Here is a 23,612-nt window from a genome sequence, read left to right on the forward strand (position 1 = left end):
ACACGGGATCGGGAAAGGGAAATGCGATGCGCCGGTAACCCGGCGAAAAATCAGTGTCATTTCCGGAAGATCATTCTTAAACTCGAATTTCGTGGACACCCCAACTCTTCTCACGCATTTCCGGACTCATGACGTCCCGCTGGAGCTCTCCAGGGGCGGCGAGCCGGTCTGGGACGACGCGGAGCTCCACCGGAGTGCCCGGCTGAGCGACCCCGAGGGATACGCGCTGCTCGCGCTGGTGCCCGGTGCGCTCCCGTGGCAGCGCGCCCGGGTGCTCCTGGAGACGCTCGCCGCGTCCCAGGACGGCCTCGGCGAGGCCACCCGGGCCACCCTGGCCAAGGTGACCAGGGCGCTGATGTTCGGGCTGCCGCCCGCGTACGCCATCACGGCGCTGCTCGCGCTGCGGCGGCTGCGTGCCAACCACAAGCACACGACCAGGGCGATCGTCACCTTCGTGCTGGAGCACCCGGACGCCGACGCGCTCATCGAGGCCCGCCGCCCGGCGCTGATCGACTGCTTGGAGCACGCGCTCGGCAAGGCGACCGCGCGCGCCTGCGCCCGGCTGGTCTCCGAGGGCGGCGCCGGCTCGGCGTACCTGCGCAGGAGCCTGCTGCGGTTCACCGCGGACCCGGCGGCGGCGATCGTGCGGCTGCGCGCGCTCTACGGCCCCGGCACGTACGGCGCGCCCGCCCCGCAGGAGCCGCCGGCGCCGCTCGACCCGGTCACCGAGCAGCCGCCGATCGTCACCCCCACCAACCGGGGCGACATCGCCGCGACGCTGGTGCACCTGTACCGGGGCGGACCGGCCGCCGAGCTGCGCCCCGCCCTGGCGGGGTACGTGGCGCAGGCGGCGCGCGGGCTGCCGCGCCTGGCCGCGAACGTGGCGCTGGTGCTGGACACCTCCCGCTCCATGCGCGGGTACGGCGAGCGCGAATGGGCGGTCATGTCGCAGGCCATGGCGCTGCGGCTGGTGCTGTCCGAGGTCTGCGAGCGGCTGACGGTCGTCGAGACCGGCGGCACGGCGCAGGCCCCCGCGGGCTCGGCCGACCTGGCGGGCGCCCTGCTCGACGCGCTCGGCCCGGGCCCCGACCTGGTAGTGGTCGTCACCGACGGCTACGAGAACCACCTGCCCGGCGACCTGGCGAGGGTGGCGGCCACGCTGCCGCGCGCCGGTGTCACGACGCCGGTGGTGCTGTGCCTGGCGGCCTTCACCCGGGGCGACGACCTGACCCTGCGCGACCCGGCGCCGGAGCTGCCGCACCGGCCGTTCTGGCACCAGGACGACTTCGCCGCGCTGCTGCCGTGGGTGTTCGCCCACTTCGGCGCGGGCGCCGAGTGGATCCGTACGGCGATGCTGACCCGGCTGGAAGGAGGACGGTGATGACCAGCCTGACCACGATCCTGCCCGCGCCGCTCGATCTGGGCGGTTACCGGGCGGGCACCCCGCAGCGCGCCGGAGCGCTGACGATGGTGCCCGTCTACGGCCCCGTCCGCCCCGGCATCGTGCCGCCCCGCTCCGGGCTGAAGCTCAAGCGGGTCGTCGGCTACGGGCAGGTGGAGCTGACCAACGGCGCCCGCGAGGGCGTGGCGATCGTGCCGCTGCACATCGGCTACATCCAGGACGCCGCCCAGAACCACGCCCTGTGCTCCTCGGCGCTGCTGGGCGCCGGGCAGACCAGGCGCTTCGACGACGCCTGCTGCGTGCAGGCGGGTCAGGGCGGCTACCTGGAGGGGCGCGACCAGTGGTTCTTCGTGCTGCCGCTGGAGCTGCGCGGCAAGGCCATGCGGCTGCGCGGCCGCCACGACTACGCCAAGCTCTGGCCGGACATCAGCGAGCTCAACCGCGCGTACGGGTTGCCCTCGCGGGGGCACCTGGAGCAGATCCTGTCGCGCAAGCGGGCGGTGCTGACGCAGTTCCAGAGCCGGCTGGAGCTGATGCCGGGGCAGCTCGGGGCGCTGTTCTTCGTCGGTGAGCGGTTCGCGGGGCTGGAGCTGGCGCCCGATCCGGCGTACTTCGCCGAGGTGTGGATGGCGCTGGTCTGCTTCGCGTACGGCGTGGCCGCCTGGCATGCCGAGCCGGAGCGGGCGGCGGCGGAGCCGTACGAGGCGGGGAGCCTGGCCGAGCTGCGCGCCGAGCTGGCGCGCGACCGGGCGGCGCGGCTGGCCGAGGTGGCCTCCTGGCTGCCCGCGCCCGGTGGCGAGGTGGGGCTGGTCGAGGAGGAGCGCTACCTCGACCTGCGGCTGTCCACGCTCACCGGCGACGGGCTGGCGGGGCAGGTGGTCACCGAGCACGGGCGGCCCGTCTACGCCTCCGTCTTCGCCGACCGATAAATCCGTTGCGGCCCCGCCGGGGGCGGCGGTTTAATGATCAGTGCGGGAACTGCGCCGGGCGCGGCGGACGACACCCTCATTCCAGATAAGGGATGGTCGCTGAGAACGACTCTTCTGGTTCGTCGAGGCGCCGGCCGCCTGTCCCGCACTTATCAACTGCTTATACGCTGATATTTCCGTTTTTACAAGATCTTGTCAGCCTCTGAGTGCGGTGTTACCTCTTGCGAGATGCGCGAAACCTGCGCATCCCTGGCACGCAGGAGGGAAAACGTGTCGACCAAGTCCTGGTTACGCAGCACGCTCATTGTCACGGCGCTCACCGCGTCGATCCTCCCCCTCGCCGGGGCCGCCCGGGGCGAACCCGGCGGGCAGGCCCCGGAGATCCACGACTTCCAGGCGGAGAACTCCGGCAGACCGGATGTGGACAACCGCCAGGGCCGGGTGCAGCCCCCGGCCAACCTGCGCCTCGCCGGCCCGACCGGCAAGATCCGCTGGAACGCTCTCGGCACCCCGGCCGCCATCGTCAGCGCCGAGCCGCTGGCCGAGGGCCTCGGCAGCGACCCCGTCCAGGCCGCGCGCGCCTACCTCAAGGACAACGAGGCCGTCTTCGGGCTGACGGCCGAGGCCGTGGACGCGCTGGAGACGGTCGCGGTCAACCCGATCGGCACGGGCGCCGCCGTGCTGCTGCGGCAGCGCTTCGGCGACCTGCCGGCCGGCGTGGACGGCCTCGTCGCGATCGGCGTGTCCGGCGGGCAGGTCAGGCACGTCACGTCCTCCCTGTCGCGCCGCACCGAGGCGCCGCCGGCCGCGCGGATCAGCGCCCAGCAGGCCATGGAGATCGCGGCCAGGGACGGCGGCATCGACCTGGCCTCGGCGGTCACCAAGCAGGCCACGCCGGTGGCCGTGCCCGCGCCCGACGGGGTGCACAGCGCGTACCAGGTGGTTCTGATCGGCGGGGCTCAGGGCGCCGAGGCGGGTTACACCACGCACGTGGACGCGGTCAGCGGCGGCATCATCACGCGCGAGAACCTCGTCGACCACCACCAGGACCCGGACAACCCGCGCTGGGACGTCTTCCCGGCGAACCCGCCCGGCGACTACTCCTCCAAGGACACCCGCCAGACCTGGTGCCACGCGCCCGGCCCCGGCTGCGACGAGGCCACCGGCGGCGACCCGGCGACCGGCAAGGCGTGGGACGTCGACCACGCGACCAACGAGCCCACGTTCACCAGCCTCGGCAACGCGGCCAGGACCTTCGAGAACCGAGCCAGCGGCGACCCGTTCACGGTCGGCACCCGGCCCAACGTGCTCACGCCGAGCAGGAACTACGCCTACCCCTGGAAGAACACCTGGCACGAGGCCAAGTGCGACCCGGCCGTGTTCGACCAGCCGGGCGAGGCCGACCTCGAAGCCGCCATCGCCAACCTGAACGCCATGCACAACCGCATGCACGACTGGTCCTACCGGCTCGGCTTCACCGAGACCGCCTGGAACATGCAGGCCGACAACGGCGGGCGCGGCGGCCTCGGCAACGACCCCGAGCAGGGCAACGCCCAGGCGGGGGCGCGGATCCTGACCGTACGTGACAACGCCAACCAGATCACCGGCCCCGACGGGACGGCGCCGATCACCAACATGTACCTGTGGCAGCCGATCGCCGGGTCGTTCTACGCGCCCTGCGTGGACGGCGACTACGACATGTCGGTCATCGGCCACGAGTACACGCACGCCATCTCCGGCCGCATGATCGGCGGCCCCACCGCCGGCTGGAGCGGCGCCCAGGCCGGGGCCATGAACGAGAGCACCTCCGACCTGTTCTCCATGGAGCAGCTCTTCGAGTACGGCCACCGCCCCGCGGGCGACACCCCGTACGTCACGGGTGGCTACGTCACCGGGGACAAGTCGCGCGGCATCAGGAACTACGACATGTCGAAGTCGCCGCTCAACTACAGCAACCTCGGCTACGACATCGTCGGCACGCAGGTGCACGCGGACGGCGAGATCTGGTCGGCCACGCAGTTCGACGTGCGGGCGGCCTTCGTCAAGCGGTACGGCCAGGGTTCGGCCAGGCTGCAGCGCTCGTGCGCGGAGGGCAGCACCCCCGTGGACAAGTGCCCGGGCAACCGGCGCTGGGCGCAGCTCTCGTTCGACGCCCTGCTGCTGATGGCCTCGGGCGCGGTCGACTACGTCGATCACCGTGACGCGCTGCTGGCGGCCGACACGATCCGCTTCGGCGGGGCGAACCAGGACATCATGTGGCGCGCCTTCGCCGAGCACGGCCTGGGCGCGAACGCGGCCAGCAACGGCCCGAACGACGCCGACGCGACGCCGAGCTTCGTCAACCCGGCGGGCAAGAACGGCTCCCTGCAGCTCAAGCCGCTGGGCGAGGCGAAGGGCGCGGCGCTGCGGCTGTACGTGGGCGACTACGAGGGCCGCGTCGTCCCCGTCGCGGACACCGACCCGGCGACCGAGCTCGGCGACACGGTCGAGATGACGCCCGGCCTGTACGACTTCGTCGTCGCGGGCGCGGGCTTCGGCCACAAGCGGCTGAAGTACGCGGTCCTGCCCGGCGTCGAGCTGCCGCTCCCGCTGGCCCTGTCCCGCAACCACGCCTCGGCGGCGAGCGGGGCGACCGCGACGGGCGACGGCGTCAACCAGGCCATGCTGATCGACGAGACCGAGGCCACGAACTGGGCCTCCCGCACCGGCGCCCCCGCCGGCAAGTCGGTCGTGGTGGACCTGGCGGGCGACGAGCCGGTCAGGATCCGCAGGGTGCAGGTCAGCGCCATGCTGCGGCCCGGCACCGACCCGGCGGACCCGGGCACGCAGAACCGCTTCTCCAGCCTGCGCTCCTTCGAGGTGCTGGCCTGCAGCGCGAACTGCGCCGATCCGGCGAGCTTCACGAAGATCTACACCAGCAAGGCGAACGCGTTCGACACCACGCTGCCCCGGCCGCGCGGCGCGGACATGCTCATCAAGTCGTTCGACGTGCGGAGCACGAGCGCCACGCACCTGATGTTGCGGGCGCTCACCACGCAGTGCACGGGCAACCCGCTGTACGCCGGCGAGCAGGACAACGATCCGAACTCGGCGACGGACTGCGCCACGGCCAGCCCGGCCAGGGAACACGTCAGGGCGGCGGAGTTCCAGGCATTCTCCCGCTGATGCGATGACGTCTCGCTGAGGGCCGCCGTCCCCGCGACGGCGGCCCTCTTCTTGCGCGCCAGATAGTTAGATGACGTACTATTCTGGATGGAATCAACTTAGTTCGACGTCAAACTACAGCGACGGGAAGAACCATGCGCACCCTGATCAGGAACGTCCGCGTCTTCGACGGCGAGCGGACCGTGCCCGGCACCGACGTGCTCATCGACGGCGACCGCATCGCGGAGCCGGACGGCAGCGCGGTGAACGTGGAGGTGGACGGCACCGGCAAGACCCTGCTGCCCGGCCTCATCGACGCCCACACGCACGCCTACGACGGCGACCTCGCCGAGGCGCTGACGTTCGGTGTCACCACGGAGCTGGAGATGAACAACCTGCCGCCCATCCTGGCCGCCCAGCGCCGGCTGGCCGCCGAGCGCGACGACGTGGCCGACCTGCGCAGCTCCAGCATGATCGCCACCGCGCCGGGCGGCCACCCCAGCCAGCTCATGACCCCGGACCTGTTGCGGGCCCTCGGCAGCGACTCCGGCGCGGGCCTCGACACGGTCGCCGACCCCGGCCAGGCCCGGGCGTTCGTGGAGGCCCGGCTGGCGGAGGGGGCGGACTACCTGAAGATCGCCGTGGACGACGGGGCGGTGTCCGGCATGGACCTCCCCGTCCTCACCCCCGAGCTCGCCGCCGCCCTCGTGGAGGCCGGGCACGCCGCCGGGCTCAAGGTCATCGCCCACACGGTGACCGCCAGGGAGGCGCTCATCGCCCTGGACGCGGGCGTGGACGGGCTGGCGCACCTCTACTCGGACGTGCCCGGGGAGGAGGCCGAGGAGACGGCGGCCAGGATCGCCTCGTACGACGCCTTCGTGATCAGCACGATCGTCTACATCGAGGCGGTCACCGGCGGCACCGGCGGCGGGGAGCTGCTGCGGGACCCCCGGGTGGCCGGGCGGATGTCGGAGCGGTCGAAGGCCACGTTCGACCAGCAGGTCGCCGGCGTCCCCATGCACTCGGCCGGCGTGGCCAACGCCTCCCGCTCCGCGCTGGCGCTGCTGCGGGCGGGCGTGCCGGTGCTGGCGGGCACGGACGCGACGCCGTTCGGGCCGGTGCACGGGGCGGGCTTCCACCGCGAGCTGCTGCTCCTGACGGAGGCGGGCCTCACGGCCGAGCAGGCGCTGGCCGCCGCGACCGGCGTCACCGCGCGCTGCTTCGGCCTCGCCGACCGCGGCCGGATCGCCTCCGGCCTGCGGGCCGACCTGCTGCTCGTGGAAGGGGACCCGACCACCGACATCACCGCCACCCGCGCCATCGCCGACGTGTGGCGGCGCGGCGTGCGCCAGGGCGAGCGCTGACCGTCGGCTTCCCCTTCCGCTGCCACGGGTGGACGCTGTGGTGAGGGAGGCGTCATGGTGGACGAGCTGACGGCGTACGCGCGGGAGGCGTTCGGGTGGGGTGACGGCGTCGCGGTGGGCGAGCCGCGCCGGGGCGCGCTCGGGCAGATCCGGCGGGTGGAGACCGGGGGAGCCGTCTACGCGCTGAAGGAGATCTTCGGCGAGCCGCCACCGGAGGCGCTGGTCGCGGCGGAGCTCGCGTTCGCGCGCCGGGCGGCCGAGGCGGGGGTGCGCTCACCCGCCGGCCATCCCGACCTGCGCGGCCGCTACCTGGTGCGGACGCCGGGAGGGACGTGGCTGCGCCTGTACGACTGGCTCGACCTGACCCCGGTCGACCTGGCGGCGCCCGCCACGCCGGACCGGCTCGGCACGCTGCTCGCCCGCCTGCACCGCTGCGCGCCCCCCGCGACGGCGGAGCCCGGCGGGGAGCCGCCCGCCTCCTGGTTCCACCGCCCGCCGGCCCTCCACGCGTGGGAGCCGGCGCTGGCGTCAGGGGCGGCCTGGGCCGGGCTGCTGCGCGAACGGCTGGCCGCGGTGCCCGAGCTGTGCGCCACGATCACCCCACCGGCCCCCGGCGAGCTGATCGTCTGCCACCGCGACCTTCACCCCGGCAACGTGCTGGCCGGCCGCGACGGCACGCTGGTGGTCGTCGACTGGGACGGGCTCGGCCCCGCCGAGCCGGGGCGGGAGCTGGCCAGGGCCCTGTTCGACTGGTTCAGCGACCCGGCCCCCGACCTGGCCGCCATGAGCCGCATGTACCAGGCGTACCGGCGCGAGGGCGGGCCGGGCCGCGTCGCCGCGGCGGCCGACTTCTCGATGCTCATCGCATCCCGCCTGAACTTCCTGCTGCTCCAGACCCGGATCGCGACCGACCCCCGGGCCGAGCCGCGGCACCGCGCCTGGGCGGAGCTCGAGATCGACGAGGCGCTGCGCATCATGCCGGCGCCCCGGCAGCTCGCCGGGGTGCTGGACACGCTGGACGAACGGGGCTGAGGCCCCCACCGCCTCAGCCCCGGGAACGACTAGTAGATGCGGTACTTCTTGCCGCAGTTGTCGAACTTGCCGGCCCAGCAGGTGAACGTGTAGACCTTCTTGATCCCCTTGCCGCCCCAGGTGCCGACGACCTTGCCGTCCCAGGCCTTGTTGAACTTGTGCCAGGAGCCGTTCTGGTAGTACTCGAACCACACCCAGGCCTTCTTGCCGCCGGCCTTGTCCACGCCGTACCACTTCGTGAACACCTTGCCGCCCGACTTCCAGGTCTTGCCGTAGGTGTAGGCCTTGCCGTCGCTGGAGAAGAACTTGCCCCACTTGACGAGGGTGACGGTGCTCGCGGAAGCGGTGGTGGCGGTCTGCGTGGCCGCCTGCGCGGCGGCCGGGCTCAGGGCCAGGCCGGTGACGGCCATCGAACCGGCCAGAGCGGCGATCGTGAGGGTCTTACGCATGATCGGGTTTCCTCCCCCTTGTCGGTGCTGCCGGGGTTTGTTCCGGCAGCAGGGACATTACGGAGACCGCAAGGGATCATCTGTGGAGGAATCCACACATCGGAGGTGATCAGGGACACACCTCAGCGCTTGACCGACACCCGGTCCACCGCGAACGGGACGTACGCCGGCTGTGCTGTCCTGGCCTGGGCTCCGGTGCTCTGGCCGCACGCCGCCAGCAGGAAGTAGTCGCCGCTGGCGTAGTCGATGGGGTGCAGCACGACGTTGCCGTTCTCGTCCACGCTCTGGTACTTCGTGCGGTTGACCCCCATGGAGAGCTGGCGGGCGCCGTCCTCGCTGGTCATCGACTCCGTGGCCATGCCGAAGACACTGCCGCTGTGCCCCCAGAACCGGCCGCAGGGCAGGTCGAGGTAGTAGAGGCCGAGGCCGTAGTTCAGCACGCCGCCCGCCAGCACCGGCACCGTCTTCTTCATCTCGGCCAGCTCGGCCGCGCCGATCAGCTCGCCGCGCAGCAGCGCCCGGTAGAACCGGTTGAGGTCGTCCATCGTGGAGACCATCGCGCCCGCCGTGGTGATCCAGGTCGGGCTGTAGACGCTGTAGTCGCGGGGCGGGTCGACCCAGCCGAACAACGACTCGTACGCCTTGGAGTGCGGGCCGGGGATGTGCGGCGTGCGCGGGAACGACGTGTGCCGCAGGCCGGCCTTGCGGATGACGTTGCGGGTGATGTACTCCTCGGCGCCCATGCCCGTCACCTTCTCCAGGAGCAGGCCGGCGATCAGGTAGTTGGTGTTGGAGTAGACGCCGGGCGTGGCACCCGGCTCGCCGGTCGGGGCGGCGTCGAGGCCGAGCCGTACCAGCTCCGGGCGGGTGAAGACGCGGAACCGGTTGTCGTCCAGGCTCTGCGCCGAGCCCTGCAGCAACGAGGGGAACGCCGGGGCGACGTGGTCGGCGATGTGGCTCGTGTGGTTGAGCAACATCCGCACGGTGATCCGCTCGCCGCGCTCGCCGGGCACCACGTCCGGCAGGTAGCGGGCGATCGGGGCGTCCAGCTCGACGGCGCCGCGGGCGACCTGCTGGAGCACGGCCACCGCGGTGAACGTCTTGGTGATGCTGCCCACCCGGTGCGCCATGCCGGGCTTCACGGGGCGGCTCGTGGCCACGTCGGCCACGCCGGAGGCGCCCTGCCAGGTCTGCGAGCCGTCGCGTACCTGGGAATAGAGGCCGTACATGCCGGCCTCGTGCACGGCATCCAGCGCCTGCCGCAGGGCCTGCCGGTCGAGCCCGGTGTCCGCGGCGGCGGGCGCGGGGGCCGCGGCGATCAGCGCGCCGAGCGTCATCGCGGCGGCCGCGAGGCGGCGGGAGGTGCTCTTTCCAGACACTCGCATCTTCATGCCGCAAGCTTCCCGGAAACGGGGCGTTCCGGGTCAGTCGTGCGTGTCATGCACTGCGTATGACAGGTGTCATCCGGAGTGCGGCCGCTCCTGTTGACAGCGCGGGGTCCGGAGCCGGGAATGACAGTACGCTTCATTGCCGGATCTCATCGGCGGCCGGCTCGTTCTCGGGAAGGACACTGCGGATGCCCCACGCGGCGAGGCCCACGGTCACGCTGCACGACGTGGCCGCGGCGGCCGGCGTCTCGATCGCCACCGCCTCCCGGGTCCTGGGCGGCAGCTCCAGGAAGGTGGCGCCGGAGTACGAGGCCCGCGTGCTGGCCGCGGCGGCGGCCCTGCGGTACACGGTGGACGCCTCGGCCAGGGCGATGCGCCGGGCCAGCGACTCGATCGCGCTGGTGGCCGACGACCTCACCACGCCGTCGATGGGCATGGTGGTGGCCGCGATGGAGCACGAGGCCCGCGACGCGGGGGCGTTCGTCACGGTGTCGTCCACCATGGCGGCCTCCGAGCGGCAGGCGGAGACCGTCCGCGTGCTGCGCTCGCTGCGCCCGCGCGCGCTCGTGCTGACGTCCAGCCGGTACCTCGACGACGAGCGGCTGTCGAGGGAACTGGCCGCGTACGAGCGGGAGGGCGGGCGGATCGTGATCGTCGGTCATACGGACATGACCTACGATTCGATCAACATCGACAATCACGGCGCCGGGCGGTCGATGGGCGCTTTCGTCGCGGAAACCGGGCACCGCCGGGCGGTGATTCTGACCGGCGGCCCTGATATGCGCAACATGGCCGAGCGGACGGACGGATTCGTCGAGGGCCTGCGGGCCGGAGGCGTGGACGAGCGCGATCTCCGCATCATTCGCTGCCCGGTCAGCCGGCAGGGCGGATTCGACGCGGCGCGAAGGCTGGCGGCCGGGGGAATGGCTCCCGGGCAGGCCGTTCTGGCCACCAATGACTCGCTCGCGATAGGCGCCCTTTCGGCCTTTCGGGAAGCCGGTGTGAAGGTGCCCGACGACATTTCCGTGACGGGGATCGACGACATTCCCCTCGCTTGTGACGTGACGCCGCGACTGACCACCGTGGCGCTGCCGCTCGCGCAATGGGGCGTGCAGGCGATTCGTTTCGCGCTGGAGAAGTCGGACGCTCCCCGGCGCCTGATTCTGGAAGGCCGCCTGATCGTCCGCGACAGCACGCGCCGGCGCCCGTAACCGCCCCGGCTCCCTCGGCGACACCCTTGACGCTCGTGTGACGGGGCATGCAAACTGCGGAATACGTTTTCCCGCCCAGGCCGGGATCGACGGCGCCTGACCCCCTCCCCATCGACGTGAAGGAACACCTTGTCTCAACGCACATACCGGGCCGCGATCATCGGCACCGGCGGCATCGCCCACGCGCACGCCCAGGCCGTGCAGGCCTCCGGCGGCCGGGCCGAGCTCGTCGCCGTGGCCGACGTGGACGCCGGGCGGGCCCGCGAGTTCGCCGCCAAGTACGGCGTGCCGGCCGCGTACGGGAGCGCCGAGGAGCTGCTGGCCGCGCAGGAGCTCGACGTCGCGCACCTGTGCACCCCGCCCGCGCTGCACACCCCGCTCGCCCTCGCGTGCCTGGAGGCCGGGGTGACGGCGCTGGTGGAGAAGCCGCCGACGCTGTCGCTCGCCGAGCTCGACACCCTGATCGAGGCGGAAGGGCGCTCCACGGCGCGCGTCGCGACCGTGCTGCAGCACCGCTTCGGCGCGGGCGCCGTACGGCTGCGGCGGCTGGCCGGCGAGGGCAGGCTGGGCCGCGCGCTGCTGGCCACCTGCGACACGCAGTGGTACCGGGACGAGGCGTACTACGCGGTCCCGTGGCGCGGCACCTGGGAGTCGGAGGGCGGCGGGCCGACGATGGGGCACGGCATCCACCAGTTCGACCTGCTGCTGTCGGTGCTCGGCCCGTGGCGCGAGGTCACGGCCGTGGCCGCGCGGCAGGCCCGCGACGTGGACACCGAGGACGTGTCGATGGCGCTGGTGACGTTCGAGAGCGGCGCGGTCGCCACCGTGGTCAACTCGGTGCTGTCCCCGCGGCAGACCTCCGAGCTGCGCTTCGACTACGAGCACGCCACGGTCGAGGTCGAGCACCTGTACGGCTACACCGACGACGACTGGACGATCACCCCCGCGCCCGGCCACGACGCCCTGTCCGAGCTGTGGGGCCAGGATCGCAGCAGCGCCTCCAGCGGCCACGGCGGCTGGCTCGCGGCCGTGCTCGACGCCCTCGACCAGGGCCAGGCGCCGCCGGTCGGCACCGCCGACGCCCGGCGGACGATGGAGTTCATCGCCGCCCTGTACGCCTCCGCCTTCACCGGCGAGCGCGTCCAGGCCGGACAGATCACCGCAGACAGCCCGTTCGCCCTGCGCATGGACGGCACGGGCGCCCCTTGGAGGAACGAGAAGTGACCCTGCAGGCCACGCACGCGCTCGGCCGCTCGATCGCCGTCACGGCGGGCGACGTCGAGCTGTTCACCTACGTCTACCGCCCGGACACGCCGGTGCTGGAGTCGCCGAAGCCGTACCTGCACCCGATCCGCACCCGCGGCGGCCGGCTGGTGTCGCTGTTCCGGCCGCACGACCACGTCTGGCACAAGGGCATCGCCTGGTCGCTACCGTGCGTGGGCGAGCACAACTTCTGGGGCGGGCCCACGTACGTCGCGGGCGAGTACGTCCAGCTCGACAACAACGGCAGCGCCACCCACCGCGAGATGACCACCCTGACGGCCGGGCCCGACCGGGCCGTGATCGGGCACGCGCTCGACTGGACCGCCCAGGACGGCGCGCCCGTCATCGAGGAGCGGCGCGCGCTGACCGCGACGCTGGTCGACGGCGAGACCTGGGCGCTGGTCTTCGAGACGGCCATGACGAACGTGTCGGGAGCCACCATCGACTTCGGCTCCCCGACCACGAAGGGCCGCGAGAACGCCGGCTACGGCGGCCTGTTCTGGCGCGGGCCCCGCTCGTTCACCGACGGCGTCATCCAGTCCCCTGACGGGGCGGGCGGCGACGAGCTGCGCGGCAAGCGCGCCGAGTGGTTCGGCTTCCGCGGCAAGCACGACGAGACCGGCGACAGCTCGACGATCGTCATCGTGGACGACACCGCCAACCCGCAGCACCCGCCGCAGTGGTTCGCCCGCACGCAGCAGTTCGCCTGCCTGAACCCGGCGCCGTTCTTCAGCGAGGAGGTGCCGCTGCCCGGCGGCGAGACCATCCGCTTCCGGTACGCGGTCGTGATCGCCGACGGCGACCGGGGCGAGGACGGCTGCGCGGTGCTGGCGAAGCAGGGCAGGGACGCGCTGCGATGAGCTTCCCCGGCGGCACGTCGATCAGCCGGCTCACCGTCTACACCGGGGCCTGCGCCGACGGCCTGGAAGGCGGCACGCCGCACCTGCACACGGCCTCCACCGAGGCGTACGTGGTGATCGGCGGGCGCGGCACGCTGCAGACGCTCGACGTGAACGGCCTGCGGGAGACGGAGCTCGGCCCCGGCTCGACCGTCTGGTTCACGCCCGGCACGATCCACCGCGCGGTCAACCGCGGCGGGCTGGAGGTCGTGGTGGTGATGTCGAACGCCGGGCTGCCGGAGGCGGGGGACGCCGTCATGACGTTCCCGCCCGAGGTGGTGGCCGACCCCGGCCGCTACTCCGCCGCGGCGAGCCTGCCCGCCGTCGATGTCGAGCAGGCGGTCGAGCGGCGGCGGGAGCTGGCCGTGGACGGCTTCCACCGGCTGGTCGAGGGCGGCCCCGAGGCGCTGCGGCGCTTCTACGCCGGCGCGGTCGCCCTGGTCCGGCCGAAGGTGGCGGGCTGGCGGGAGATCTGGGAGTCGACGGTCGCCGAGCAGGCCCGCCGCACCGCCGGGATCCTCGACGCCCTGGAGCGCGGCGACGGCACGCACCTCCAGGAGTCCGCCCTGATGGAGAGCCCGCCGCAGGAGCGCTGGGGCATGTGCGGCCACCTGCGCGCCCACGACGTCGCCAACCCCGTCGTGCACTGATCTTCGCCAACGCCCGCTCCCCACCACGAGGAAGGCAGGTACGACGCGGCAGCGAACCGCTGCGCGTGGTGACAAGATGACCGCCATGGACGAGGGGCCCGCGCCCACCCTGCACGACGTCGCCCGGGAGGCGGGGGTGTCCGTCGCCACCGCCTCCCGCGCGCTCAACGGCAGCTCGCGCAACGTCAGGACGGAGAACGCCGATCGGGTACGCGCGGCGGCGGCCCGCCTCGGCTACGAGCCGCACCTGTCGGCCCAGGCCATCGCCAAGGGCTCCACCAGGACCGTCGCGCTGGTGGTGCGCGACGTGGCCGACCCGTACTTCTCCTCCATCGCCGCCGGCGTCGGCCAGGCGGCGGAGGAGGCCGGGCTCATCGTCACCATGGCGGTGGCCGGCGGCTCGCCGGAGCGCGAGCTGGAGATCGTCAGGACCCTGCGTGGCCAGCGCCCGCGCGTCATCATCGTCACGGGCAGCCGCATCGACGGGGCGGGCACCAGGGACGAGCTCGCCGACGAGCTGGAGGCGTACCGGACGGCCGGGGGCCGGGCCGTCCTGATCAGCCAGCGCGACCTGCCGTTCGGCACCGTCACCATCGACAACCACGGCGGCTCCGCCGGCCTGGCCCGCGCCCTGCTGGGCACGGGCTACCGGCGCTTCGCCGTCTTCCACGCCCCGCCCTCGCTGCGCACCTCCCGCGACCGCCACGAGGGTTTCCTGTCCGGCCTGGACGGAGCGGGAAGCGTGCTCGCCTTCGAGACCGGCTTCACCCGCGCGGGCGGCTACGAGGCGGCGCGGCGGCTGGTGGAGCGGGGATTCGAGGACGTGGAGGCGGTGTTCGCGGTCAACGACGTGATGGCGATCGGCGCGATGACGGCCTTCCGCGACGCCGGCGTGCTGCCGGGCAGGGACATCGGGGTGGCGGGCTTCGACGACATCGCCTCGACGGTGGACGTCGTGCCCGCGCTGACCTCGGTGGCGGTGCCGCTGCGCGAGGCGGGGGTGAGCGCGATGCGGCTGGCACTGTCGGACGACGCGCCGGAGGAGACGCGCCTCCCGGCCACCGTCGTCCTCCGGGAGAGCACCCCGCCCCGCAATTGAGGTGCGAGCTCCCGGCTCCACGCGGCAAGATCACGCGCATGGACTTCGAGGAGCTGATCCACCAGGCGCGGGCCACCCCCTTCGAGGGCTGGGACTTCTCCTTCCTCCGCGGCCGCGTCACCTACGAGGGCGAGCTGCCCTGGGACTACGAGCGCCTGGCCCGCGAGCACCTGCGGAACGCCGCCTCCCTCCTCGACCTGGGCACGGGCGGCGGCGAGCTGCTGGCGGGCCTGGCGCCGCTGCCCCCGCGCACGGCGGCCACCGAGGGGTACGCGCCGAACCTGCCGATCGCCAGGGCCCGCCTGGAGCCGCTGGGCGTCGAGGTCGCCGAGGACACGCGCCCGTTCCCCGACGCCTCCTTCGACCTCGTGCTCAACCGCCACGAGTCCTACGACCCGGCCGAGGTCCGCCGCCTGCTCGCCCCCGGTGGCAGGTACCTCACCCAGCAGGTGTCCGGGCGCGACCTGGAGGAGCTCAATGCCGCGCTCGGCGGCCCCTCGCATCCGCACCACGCCTGGGACCTCGCCTCGGCGACGGCCGCCCTCGACCACCTGGAGATCACCTGGAGCGAGGAGGCGTCCTTCACCACCACGTTCCACGACATCGGCGCGCTCGTGCTGTTCCTGCGCGCCGTCCCCTGGCAGGTGCCGGGCTTCGACGTGTCCGCGTACGAGGACCGGCTGCGCGCCGTCCACGAGGACATGGCCCGGGGCCGCCCCCTGAGGGTCACCGCCCGCCGCTTCGCCCTGCTGGCCGTCGCCCGGTAACCCGCCCCGGGCCGGCTCGCGCACGTCGAGCTCGCGCCGCGCGCCGCCTCGATGGCCGAGCAACTCCAGGCCGTCGAGGACCGGCACCGGCACGCCCCCTGACCCGGACGTCTCCCGGCATCCGGAGCTCGGCCACCGGCAGGTCAGGCGCGGGCTGGAGCGGCCGGCTCAGGGCTTGGCCCGCTGGACGGCCAGGTCCTCGCCCGTGCGCCAGTTCTGCTCCGCGCGCTTCGGGTCCTCGCCCTCCCACCGGCCGAGCACGGCGAGCACGGCGTCGGCGTCGCGCAGGAAGGAGTCGAGCAGTGACCGGTAGAGCGCGCCGACCGTCCACTCGCCCGCGGCCCCCCAGCCGGGGAAGTCGACCGCCTTGTTCTCCTCGAAGATCTGGCGCACCTCGGTGAAGATCGGCAGCAGCTCTTCCCTGATGCTGCGCCGGACCTCCCCGATGGCGTCAGGGGTGACGTGACGCGTATCCGGATTCACGCCATCCACCCTGTAACACGCGACCGCGGTCAAGTGCCGATGTCATTCACTGATCATTAATCGTTCTCAAGTCGGAAACCGACCCGCTTCCCATGCTTTGTCCCGATGAATTGCGCCCGCCGCCGCGCACCCGGCCGGGCCGCGGCCGGCGGCCCGTCGGACCCCATGCTCGGCCGGGAGCGAACCCTGTGACGGATGCGGCCTATGTCGGATGTGTCCGGCATGGCGGTCAGCCTTTCTACCACCGAGGTCTAAAGATCGTCATCTGTGGATGGGTTTTCCTCACCCGGTGCGGTCGACGTACCGGTGGCCGATCGCCCGCCGGGATGCGAGGCTGCCCGCAACCGCCCCGGTCCCCCTGTGAACGGGTGACCGGGGCGGAGCCCCGCAAGTACACCGAGAGGAGTGCTGCAGATGTCACACGACGCCAGCCGCGTCGCGGCGAAGCGGATCAACGACCACGTGGAGGTCATCCACGCGGACAACCCGGACACGGTGCTGGAAGTTCCTCGCCGTGACTGGGAGGCGTTCACCGCGGCCGTCAAGTCCGGCGCGTTCGACCTCGAAACGCTCAACCGCCAGGCCGAGCAGAGCAACGTGGCCTGACCTTCCGCAGCACGACGGCGCCCGCTCCCCGTAAGGGGGCGGGCGCTTCCGTTCCTGGCAGGTTTCCTGAAAGTTTCACCGGTAGCGACGAAGGGGGATCGCTGGTCAGAACCCAGGTCGACGAATCTGGTCCAGTCTTCCGGAAAGGTGGCACCGAAATTTTCGGTACGGCTTCGAAATATTCTTGACGAGTTTGCGGCCGGCACCTAAAGTCCCGGCTTAATGATCGGGATGAATCTCTCGAAGGTCGCAACCATGACATCTGTCAACGTGCCGGGCCTCGCGCCCTGGCAGGACGCCGCCCGTACGACCGAGGAGCGGGTGGAGAGCCTGCTGGCCGAGCTCACCCTCGAGGAGAAGGTGGCCCAGCTCGGATCCATCTGGATCCAGAGCGACGAGCCCGGCAACGTCGCGCCCCTGCAGGACCGCTTCGTGGTGGACGGCGGCATGGAGGAGCGGCTGCGCTACGGGCTCGGGCACCTCACCCGCGTCTACGGCACCGCGCCGCTGAGCCCCGCCGAGGGCGCGGCCCGCCTGCGCTCGCTGCAGGAGCAGGTGATGGCCGCCAACCGGCACGGCATCCCGGCGATCGCCCACGAGGAGTGCCTGACCGGGTTCGCCACGTACGGGGCGACCGCGTACCCGACGCCGCTGGCCTGGGCGGCCACCTTCGACCCCGCCCTGATCGAGCGCATGGCCGCGGCGATCGGCGCCGACCTGCGCGCGGCCGGGGTGCACCAGGGGCTCTCGCCCGTCCTGGACGTGGTGCGCGACTACCGGTGGGGGCGGGTCGAGGAGACACTGGGCGAGGACCCGTACCTCGTGGGGCAGCTCGGCGCGGCGTACGTGCGCGGCCTGGAGGGCGCAGGGATCATCGCCACGCTCAAGCACTTCGCCGGGTACGCCGCCTCGCGCGCGGCCCGCAACCAGGCGCCGGTCAGCATCGGGCCGCGGGAGCTGGCCGACGTGATCCTGCCGCCGTTCGAGACGGCGCTGCGCGAGGGCGGGGCGCGCTCGGTGATGAACTCCTACACCGACCTCGACGGCGTGCCGGTCGGCGCGAACCCGCACCTGCTGCGCCGCCTGCTGCGCGAGGAGTGGGGGTTCGAGGGGACGGTGGTGGCCGACTACTGGTCGATCCCGTTCCTGGCGTCCATGCACGGGGTGGCCGAGGACGTGCCGGCGGCGGGAGCGCTGGCCATGCTGGCGGGCATCGACGTGGAGCTGCCCGAGACCCACGGCTACGGCGAGCACCTGGTGGGCCACGTCCGCGCGGGGCGGGTGGACGAGACGCTGGTGGACGAGTCGGCGCGGCGGGTGCTGCGGCAGAAGATCGAGCTCGGCCTCCTCGACGGCGACCCGGCGGCGCTCCCGCAGGCCGGCGGGAACGGCGCCGGCCCGGCCCCCTCGCCGGTCCCCGGCACCGCCGACGCGCTGGACCTGGACAGCCCGCGCAACCGCCGCCTCGCCGCCACCGTCGCGGAACGGTCCATCGTCCTGCTCGGCAACACCGCCCGCGTCCTGCCCCTCCCCCCGGACACCACCTTCCGCGTCGCGGTCATCGGGCCGTGCGCCGACGACCCGCGCACGCTGCTGGGCTGCTACGCCTTCCCCAACCACGTGCTCGACCGCTACCCCGAGCACGGCACGGGCCTGCCGATCCCCTCCGTCAGGCAGCGGCTGGCGGAGGAGTTCCCGCACGTGGAGCTGTGCCACGCGCCCGGGGCCGACGTGACGGGCGACGACCGGTCGGGCATCGGGCCGGCGGCGGAGCTGGCCGCCGGGTGCGACCTGGCGCTGCTGTTCGTCGGCGACCGGGCCGGGCTGTTCGGCGGCGGCACCTCCGGCGAGGGCTGCGACGCGGCCGACCTGCGGCTGCCCGGCCTCCAGCCGGACCTGGTCGAGGCGGTGCTGGCCACCGGCACGCCGACGGTGCTCGTGGTGGTGTCGGGGCGGCCGTACGCGCTGGGCGTGTACAAGGACCGGGTCGCGGCGGCGATCCAGGCGTTCTTCCCCGGCGTCGAGGGCGGCGCGGCGCTGGCCGGCGTGCTCAGCGGCCGGGTGAACCCGTCGGGGCGGCTGCCCGTCCAGATCCCCGCCTCGCCGGCCATCAACCCCTCCACCTACCTGCAGCCGCCCCTGGGCAGGAAGGCCGAGGGCATCACGGTGCTCGACCCGACCCCGGCGTACGCGTTCGGGCACGGGCTGTCGTACGCGGCCATCGAGTACGTCGCCATGACCACCGGACTCACGGAGTGCCCCGTGGACGGCGAGATCGAGGTGTCGGTGACCGTGCGCAACGCCGGCGACAGGCCGGCCGAGGAGGTCGTGCAGCTCTACGCCTCCGACCCGGTCGCGCAGGTCGCCAGGCCCGCGCTCCAGCTCGTCGGCTTCGCGCGGGTGGCGCTGGCGCCGGGGGAGAGCCGCGTGGTGGCGTTCGACGTGCCCGCGGACGCGTTCTCCTACACCGGCGTCGAGCTGCGCCGCATCGTCGAGCCGGGGATCGTCACGCTCGCCGCCGGCCCGTCCGCGGACGAGCCGCCGCTGCGCCAGGTCATCCGGCTCACCGGCGACACCCGCGAGCTGCGTGGCGCGCGGCGCCTCACCACCCGAACCCGCCTCCTGGAGGGCTGAACGTGCGGACCTACGACAACCCGGTGCTCGGTGGCTTCCACCCCGACCCCAGCGTGTGCCGGGTCGGCGGGGACTACTACCTCGCCTGCTCCAGCTTCGAGTACTTCCCCGGCATCCCGATCTTCCACAGCCGCGACCTGGTGCACTGGCGGCAGATCGGCAACGCGCTCGACCGGCCCGAGCAGCTCAGGCTCCCGCCCGGGACCGCGTCGTCGGGCGGCGTGTTCGCGCCCACGCTGCGCCACCACGACGGCCGGTTCTACCTGGTCGACACGAACGTGAGCGACCGCGGCAACTTCATCGTCAGCGCCGACCGCCCCGAGGGCCCGTGGTCCGACCCGGTCTGGATCGACCTGCCGGGCGTCGATCCCGACCTGGCGTGGGACGAGGACGGCTCGTGCTGGTGCGCCGTGTCCGGGGTCAAGCTGGCGCGCATCGACCCGGAGACGGGCAAGGTGCTGGAGGGGCCGTTCCCGACCTGGTCCGGCACCGGGCTGCAGTGGCCGGAGGCGCCGCACCTCTACCACATCGGCGAGTGGTGGTACCTGCTGATCGCCGAGGGCGGCACCGACCGGGGGCACGCCGTCTCGATCGCGCGCGCCCGCTCGCCGCGCGGCCCGTTCGAGCCCGCGCCGGCGAACCCGATCCTGTCCCATCGCAGCACCGACCTGCCCATCCAGTGCACCGGCCACGCCGACCTCGTGCAGGCCGCCGACGGGACGTGGTGGATGGTGCTGCTCGGCACCCGGCCGCGCGGGCACACTCCGGGCTTCCACGTGCTGGGGCGGGAGACGTTCCTGGTGCCGGTCGAGTGGCGGGACGGCTGGCCCGTCGCGGGCCCGGTGCTCGAACGGCATCCGGCGCCCGCCGCCTGGCACCCGTTCCCGCCGGCGCCGTCGCGTGACGACTTCGACGCCGGCACGCTGGCCCCGTACTGGATCTCGCCCCGCACCCGCCCCGAGGGCTCCTGGTCGCTGTCGGAGCGGCCGGGCCTGCTCACCCTGCACGCCACCGGCCCGACGCTCGACCGGCCCGGGTACACGTTCATCGGCCGCCGGCAGCAGCATCCCGACTGCCGCATCAGCGCCCGCCTCGACCCGGGGTCCGGCACCGGCGGGCTGTCGGTCCGGCTGGACGAGGCCCACCACTACGACCTGGAGGTGGGCGAGGGAACGGCCCGGGTGATCGCCCGCATCGGGCCGGTGCGGCAGTGCGTGGCCGAGCGGCCGGTGCCTGCCGGGCCCGTCACGCTCACCCTGACCTTCCGCACGACGGACCTGCTCCCGCCCTCCGTGACGGCCCCGGCCACCGAGCCGCTCGGCGTCGGCGCGGGCGGCCCCGACACGATCGCCTTCTCCGTGGACGGGCAGGTGCTCGCCGAGCTCGACGGCCGGTACGTCGCCACGCAGGTCGCCGGCGGCTTCACCGGGCGAGTCGCCGGCATGTACGTCACGCGCGGCAGCGTCGCCTTCGACTGGTTCGACTACGAGCCCGCCACCTAGCGGACCCCGCCGCGTACTTTGCCCGCCAGGCGGCGGAAGAACGCGGCTGGGTGAACGCGGCCGGGTGAACGCGGGTCAGGGCAGTCGGAGCTCGGCGAAGACGCCGCGGTGGTCGGTGCGTGGCACGTCCAGGAACTCCACCCGGCTCACCGCCACCCGCCGATCGGCCACCACGTGGTCGATGGAGATGATCGGCGGGATCGGGCGGAAGTTCGGCCACGTCGGCACCAGTCCCTTGCCCACCTGCTCGGCCGCGTCCACGTACCCGCGGTCGAGCAGGTCGCGGAAGGCCCGGTGGTCGAGGCCGGCGTTGAAGTCACCGGCCAGCACCCGCACCACCGACGGGGAGGGGGAGGGGAGGGCGCGCAGGGCGGCGTTCCACTCCGCCTCCTTGCGGCCCAGGGGCGGGTTGGGATGCACGGCCACGAACTCGATCTTCCCGCCTCCGGGCAGCGACACGGCGGCGGCCGGCATGTTGTGCCCGATCGGCGTGAACAGGCCGGGCAGCTCCGTCACCGGATACTTGGAGTAGATGCCGCTGCCCGTCACGTCGAACTCCGGCTGCAGCACCCGGTACGGCATGAGTTGCCGCAGCCCGGCAGCGTCCAGCTGCTCGGCCTCGGCATGGGTCAGCTCCAGGGCGCTGAGCACCTCGACGTCGTTGCGGCGGACGTAGTCCACCACGGTCCGCGCGTCACCCCGGCCGAACAGGTTGACCGCCAGCACCCGGAGCGCCGGCCCCTTGGCCGCGGGTTGCTCGGCGGCGATCGTCCGCGGCGCCACGACCGCGACCATCGCCACGCATGCCAGCGCGGCCACGAGCGCCGCCCACCGGTTGCGCCGCAGCAGCGACACCAGCGCGGTCAGCGCCGCCAGCCCGGCGCCCCACGGTGTCACGGTCATGAGCTGGGTCGGGAAGGAGCCCTGCTCCCAGCCGCCGATCCGGACGACGGCCCACACGGCCAACAGCACGGCGACCGTCCAGGTGAACCATCGCCTGCGCCGCCGCTTCGGTTTCCGCTGCTCGCCGGCCCCGGCCTGCTCGATGCCGACCGCCGTGCTCACGCCGCGGTCCCGTCGTCCCCGATCCGATACACAGCTTGCACCTTAAACGGCTCGGCAGGAGACGGCGCCGCGCAACCTGTGAAGGCCCTCAGGTTCGCGGCTAGCGCTTGCGCCCCACCCCGGCGTACATCCAGGCCGTCTCGTCGGGGAAGAGCGGCTCGTCGCGCCACTTGGAGACCGCCACCAGGCCGGGCTCGACCAGATCGAACCCCTCGAAGTAGCGGGCGATCTGCTCGCCGGTCCGCGGCGTGCGGTGCATCGCCTGCGACCGCGTCGCCTCCAGGTAGTCGTCGGCCACCTGCCGCGGGATGAGGTCGAGCGTCAGATGGCTGAGCACCAGGTAGCTGCCCGGCGGCAGGGCCTGCGCGTACGTCTTGACCAGCCGCTCGGGGTCGTCGGCGTCGGGGATGTGCATGAGGATCGCGACCATGACCAGCGCGATCGGCTGGGTGAAGTCGAGGGTGGCCAGCACGTCGGGGTGCTCGAGGATCGAGCGCGGCTCGCGGACGTCGGCCTCGATGTAGGCCGTCCTGCCCTCGGGCGTGCTGGTCAGCAGGGCCCTGGCGTGTGCCATCACGATGGGGTCGTTGTCGACGTAGACCACCCGCGACTGCGGCGCCCGCTCCTGCGCGACCTCGTGGGTGTTGCCCTGGCCGGGGATGCCGGTGCCCAGGTCGAGGAACTGCCGCACGCCGAGGTCGGCCAGATGGTGCACCGCCCGGCCCAGGAAGGCCCGGTTGTTCCTGGCGCTCTCGCGGATCCCCGGCACCGCGGCCATGGTCTGCTCGGCCACCCGGCGATCGGCCTCGAAATTGTCCTTGCCGCCGAGCCAGTAGTCGTAGACGCGGGCGGAGTGAGGGATGTTCGGGTTGATGCCGTGCGGTGCGGTCACACGCCGATCTTAAGTCAGGCGACTGTCACGCCGTCACGAATTCGGCGATGATCACCGTCGCGTCACCCTTCGGCTCCGCGGCGGCCATCTCGTCATACATCCGGTCCAGGCAGGCCGCCGGCGACGCGCCTCCGGCGAGCAGCACCCTCATCCGCGCCGTGCCCAGCGCCTTGATCGCCCCGTCGGTGACGATCGCCACGCGGTCGCCGGGGCGCAGCACCACCGAGCCGATCTCCGGGGTCAGTGCCGGGAGCAGGCCGGCCCCGCGTGGCGGCGGGCCGTCGCCGGACACGTGCGGCGTCGTCAGCCGGCGCGGCTCCCCGCCCTTCGGGCAGTGCCAGATCTCGCCGTCGCCCACGTGCGCGAAGCGCAGCCGCGGGTTCTCCGCCCGCTCCAGCACGACCAGGTCCAGGGTGCTGACCGGCTCGGGCCCCGCCGAACCGGTCCCCGCCGAACCGGTCAGGGTCGGACCGGTCAGGCCCGGGGCGGGCGGGGCCGCGGTCCGGACGGCGCGGTGCGCCGCCCGCGCGCACTCGTCCAGCCCTTCCTCGCCGTGCTGCGGGCGCGCCGCGACGACCGCGCCGAGTGCCAGCGCGGCGGCCGCCTGGGCGGAATCCCCGCCGCCCACACCCCTGGCCGCCGCGATCAACCGTTCCTGGACGACGTACGCGTCTGACGGCCGCCCCTGCCCGCCCTCGTACGTGCCCCCCACCGCCACCAGCCGCGGTCGCGCCACCGGCATTCCGGCCGGCCAGTTCCCGTGCCGTCCCCTGACCGTCATCACGGACAGGCAGCCCAGCAGGAACGTGATCACGAACACTGTCATCAGGTCC

General features: G+C 73.0%; 20 protein-coding genes and 1 pseudogene. 15 read left to right on the forward strand and 6 right to left on the reverse strand.

Annotated features, from left to right (window positions below; genetic code table 11):
• Nucleotides 1-91 precede the first annotated feature (91 nt).
• From AB0I79_RS13150 to AB0I79_RS13170, 5 genes are all read left to right on the forward strand, one after another.
• Nucleotides 92-1,381 carry a vWA domain-containing protein gene (locus AB0I79_RS13150; protein ID WP_357871299.1) on the forward strand — a complete coding sequence of 430 codons (1,290 nt, stop codon included), beginning with the start codon at nucleotides 92-94 and terminating at the stop codon, nucleotides 1,379-1,381.
• Nucleotides 1,381-2,331, forward strand: a complete 951-nt coding sequence (locus AB0I79_RS13155; RefSeq protein ID WP_357871302.1) for a DUF6569 family protein — start codon at nucleotides 1,381-1,383, stop codon at nucleotides 2,329-2,331. The genes AB0I79_RS13150 and AB0I79_RS13155 overlap by 1 nt, the downstream gene beginning before the upstream one ends.
• Before the next feature lie 270 nt (nucleotides 2,332-2,601).
• Nucleotides 2,602-5,496 carry a M36 family metallopeptidase gene (locus tag AB0I79_RS13160; protein WP_357871305.1) on the forward strand — a complete coding sequence of 965 codons (2,895 nt, stop codon included), beginning with the start codon at nucleotides 2,602-2,604 and terminating at the stop codon, nucleotides 5,494-5,496.
• Nucleotides 5,497-5,630: 134 nt separating this feature from the next.
• On the forward strand, nucleotides 5,631-6,839 hold the full coding sequence (locus AB0I79_RS13165) for an amidohydrolase family protein (protein ID WP_357871308.1): 1,209 nt from the start codon (nucleotides 5,631-5,633) through the stop codon (nucleotides 6,837-6,839).
• 54 nt (nucleotides 6,840-6,893) lie between these two features.
• On the forward strand, nucleotides 6,894-7,871 hold the full coding sequence (locus AB0I79_RS13170; protein WP_357871310.1) for an aminoglycoside phosphotransferase family protein: 978 nt from the start codon (nucleotides 6,894-6,896) through the stop codon (nucleotides 7,869-7,871).
• Nucleotides 7,872-7,900: 29 nt separating this feature from the next.
• Here AB0I79_RS13170 and AB0I79_RS13175 read toward each other — a convergent pair whose 3' ends face one another.
• Together AB0I79_RS13175 and AB0I79_RS13180 are read right to left on the reverse strand one after the other, a co-directional pair.
• On the reverse strand, nucleotides 7,901-8,320 hold the full coding sequence (locus tag AB0I79_RS13175) for a hypothetical protein (protein WP_357871312.1): 420 nt from the start codon (nucleotides 8,318-8,320) through the stop codon (nucleotides 7,901-7,903).
• A gap of 122 nt (nucleotides 8,321-8,442) precedes the next feature.
• Nucleotides 8,443-9,711: a serine hydrolase domain-containing protein gene (locus AB0I79_RS13180; RefSeq protein WP_357871315.1), complete on the reverse strand. Its 1,269-nt coding sequence runs from the start codon at nucleotides 9,709-9,711 to the stop codon at nucleotides 8,443-8,445.
• Between the two features lie 185 nt (nucleotides 9,712-9,896).
• Between AB0I79_RS13180 and AB0I79_RS13185 the strand changes: the two are divergent.
• The 7 genes and pseudogenes from AB0I79_RS13185 to AB0I79_RS13215 all read left to right on the forward strand — a co-directional run.
• Nucleotides 9,897-9,998: pseudogene (locus tag AB0I79_RS13185) on the forward strand (LacI family DNA-binding transcriptional regulator); the annotation flags it as partial.
• Nucleotides 9,999-10,109: 111 nt separating this feature from the next.
• The gene (locus tag AB0I79_RS13190) at nucleotides 10,110-10,919 is read left to right on the forward strand and encodes a substrate-binding domain-containing protein (RefSeq protein WP_357871652.1); all 810 of its coding nucleotides are present in this window, start codon (nucleotides 10,110-10,112) and stop codon (nucleotides 10,917-10,919) included.
• Between the two features lie 129 nt (nucleotides 10,920-11,048).
• The gene (locus AB0I79_RS13195) at nucleotides 11,049-12,143 is read left to right on the forward strand and encodes a Gfo/Idh/MocA family oxidoreductase (protein WP_357871318.1); all 1,095 of its coding nucleotides are present in this window, start codon (nucleotides 11,049-11,051) and stop codon (nucleotides 12,141-12,143) included.
• On the forward strand, nucleotides 12,140-13,042 hold the full coding sequence (locus tag AB0I79_RS13200; protein WP_357871321.1) for a PmoA family protein: 903 nt from the start codon (nucleotides 12,140-12,142) through the stop codon (nucleotides 13,040-13,042). Before AB0I79_RS13195 ends, AB0I79_RS13200 begins: the two co-directional genes overlap by 4 nt.
• Nucleotides 13,039-13,731, forward strand: coding sequence for a cupin domain-containing protein (locus tag AB0I79_RS13205; protein WP_357871323.1), 693 nt, complete (start codon nucleotides 13,039-13,041; stop codon nucleotides 13,729-13,731). The genes AB0I79_RS13200 and AB0I79_RS13205 overlap by 4 nt, the downstream gene beginning before the upstream one ends.
• 76 nt (nucleotides 13,732-13,807) lie before the next feature.
• Nucleotides 13,808-14,830: a LacI family DNA-binding transcriptional regulator gene (locus AB0I79_RS13210; RefSeq protein WP_357871326.1), complete on the forward strand. Its 1,023-nt coding sequence runs from the start codon at nucleotides 13,808-13,810 to the stop codon at nucleotides 14,828-14,830.
• Between the two features lie 38 nt (nucleotides 14,831-14,868).
• A complete protein-coding gene (locus tag AB0I79_RS13215) occupies nucleotides 14,869-15,597 on the forward strand; it encodes a class I SAM-dependent methyltransferase (protein ID WP_357871329.1) in 729 nt (242 codons plus the stop codon).
• A gap of 168 nt (nucleotides 15,598-15,765) precedes the next feature.
• Here AB0I79_RS13215 and AB0I79_RS13220 read toward each other — a convergent pair whose 3' ends face one another.
• A complete protein-coding gene (locus tag AB0I79_RS13220) occupies nucleotides 15,766-16,080 on the reverse strand; it encodes a hypothetical protein (protein WP_357871331.1) in 315 nt (104 codons plus the stop codon).
• A 414-nt stretch (nucleotides 16,081-16,494) separates the two neighbouring features.
• On the opposite strand from AB0I79_RS13220, the gene AB0I79_RS13225 reads away from it, so the two are divergent.
• The 3 genes from AB0I79_RS13225 (at nucleotide 16,495) to AB0I79_RS13235 (ending at nucleotide 20,822) form a co-directional block, all read left to right on the forward strand.
• Nucleotides 16,495-16,686 carry a hypothetical protein gene (locus AB0I79_RS13225; RefSeq protein WP_225272985.1) on the forward strand — a complete coding sequence of 64 codons (192 nt, stop codon included), beginning with the start codon at nucleotides 16,495-16,497 and terminating at the stop codon, nucleotides 16,684-16,686.
• 255 nt (nucleotides 16,687-16,941) lie between these two features.
• Entirely contained in the window at nucleotides 16,942-19,320 is a 2,379-nt protein-coding gene (locus AB0I79_RS13230) for a glycoside hydrolase family 3 N-terminal domain-containing protein (RefSeq protein WP_357871334.1), read from the forward strand.
• A 2-nt stretch (nucleotides 19,321-19,322) separates the two neighbouring features.
• Nucleotides 19,323-20,822: a glycoside hydrolase family 43 protein gene (locus tag AB0I79_RS13235; RefSeq protein ID WP_357871337.1), complete on the forward strand. Its 1,500-nt coding sequence runs from the start codon at nucleotides 19,323-19,325 to the stop codon at nucleotides 20,820-20,822.
• Nucleotides 20,823-20,897: 75 nt separating this feature from the next.
• Here AB0I79_RS13235 and AB0I79_RS13240 read toward each other — a convergent pair whose 3' ends face one another.
• From AB0I79_RS13240 to AB0I79_RS13250, 3 genes are all read right to left on the reverse strand, one after another.
• A complete protein-coding gene (locus tag AB0I79_RS13240; RefSeq protein ID WP_357871340.1) occupies nucleotides 20,898-21,887 on the reverse strand; it encodes an endonuclease/exonuclease/phosphatase family protein in 990 nt (329 codons plus the stop codon).
• Between the two features lie 100 nt (nucleotides 21,888-21,987).
• Nucleotides 21,988-22,779 carry an SAM-dependent methyltransferase gene (locus tag AB0I79_RS13245; protein WP_357871342.1) on the reverse strand — a complete coding sequence of 264 codons (792 nt, stop codon included), beginning with the start codon at nucleotides 22,777-22,779 and terminating at the stop codon, nucleotides 21,988-21,990.
• A gap of 25 nt (nucleotides 22,780-22,804) precedes the next feature.
• Entirely contained in the window at nucleotides 22,805-23,605 is an 801-nt protein-coding gene (locus AB0I79_RS13250) for a SpoIIE family protein phosphatase (RefSeq protein WP_357871345.1), read from the reverse strand.
• Between the last annotated feature and the right edge of the window lie 7 nt (nucleotides 23,606-23,612).

Source organism: Nonomuraea sp. NPDC050202, assembly GCF_040656115.1.
Lineage (GTDB): Bacteria > Actinomycetota > Actinomycetes > Streptosporangiales > Streptosporangiaceae > Nonomuraea.

Coding starts and splice junctions, on each gene's coding strand:
- AB0I79_RS13210 (WP_357871326.1), top strand. CDS start 13,808: ATGACCGCCATGGACGAGGGGCCCGCGCCCACCCTGCACGACGTCGCC.
- AB0I79_RS13205 (WP_357871323.1), top strand. CDS start 13,039: ATGAGCTTCCCCGGCGGCACGTCGATCAGCCGGCTCACCGTCTACACC.
- AB0I79_RS13230 (WP_357871334.1), top strand. CDS start 16,942: ATGACATCTGTCAACGTGCCGGGCCTCGCGCCCTGGCAGGACGCCGCC.
- AB0I79_RS13180 (WP_357871315.1), bottom strand. CDS start 9,711: ATGAAGATGCGAGTGTCTGGAAAGAGCACCTCCCGCCGCCTCGCGGCC.
- AB0I79_RS13175 (WP_357871312.1), bottom strand. CDS start 8,320: ATGCGTAAGACCCTCACGATCGCCGCTCTGGCCGGTTCGATGGCCGTC.
- AB0I79_RS13215 (WP_357871329.1), top strand. CDS start 14,869: ATGGACTTCGAGGAGCTGATCCACCAGGCGCGGGCCACCCCCTTCGAG.
- AB0I79_RS13165 (WP_357871308.1), top strand. CDS start 5,631: ATGCGCACCCTGATCAGGAACGTCCGCGTCTTCGACGGCGAGCGGACC.
- AB0I79_RS13225 (WP_225272985.1), top strand. CDS start 16,495: ATGTCACACGACGCCAGCCGCGTCGCGGCGAAGCGGATCAACGACCAC.
- AB0I79_RS13170 (WP_357871310.1), top strand. CDS start 6,894: ATGGTGGACGAGCTGACGGCGTACGCGCGGGAGGCGTTCGGGTGGGGT.
- AB0I79_RS13250 (WP_357871345.1), bottom strand. CDS start 23,605: ATGACAGTGTTCGTGATCACGTTCCTGCTGGGCTGCCTGTCCGTGATG.
- AB0I79_RS13155 (WP_357871302.1), top strand. CDS start 1,381: ATGACCAGCCTGACCACGATCCTGCCCGCGCCGCTCGATCTGGGCGGT.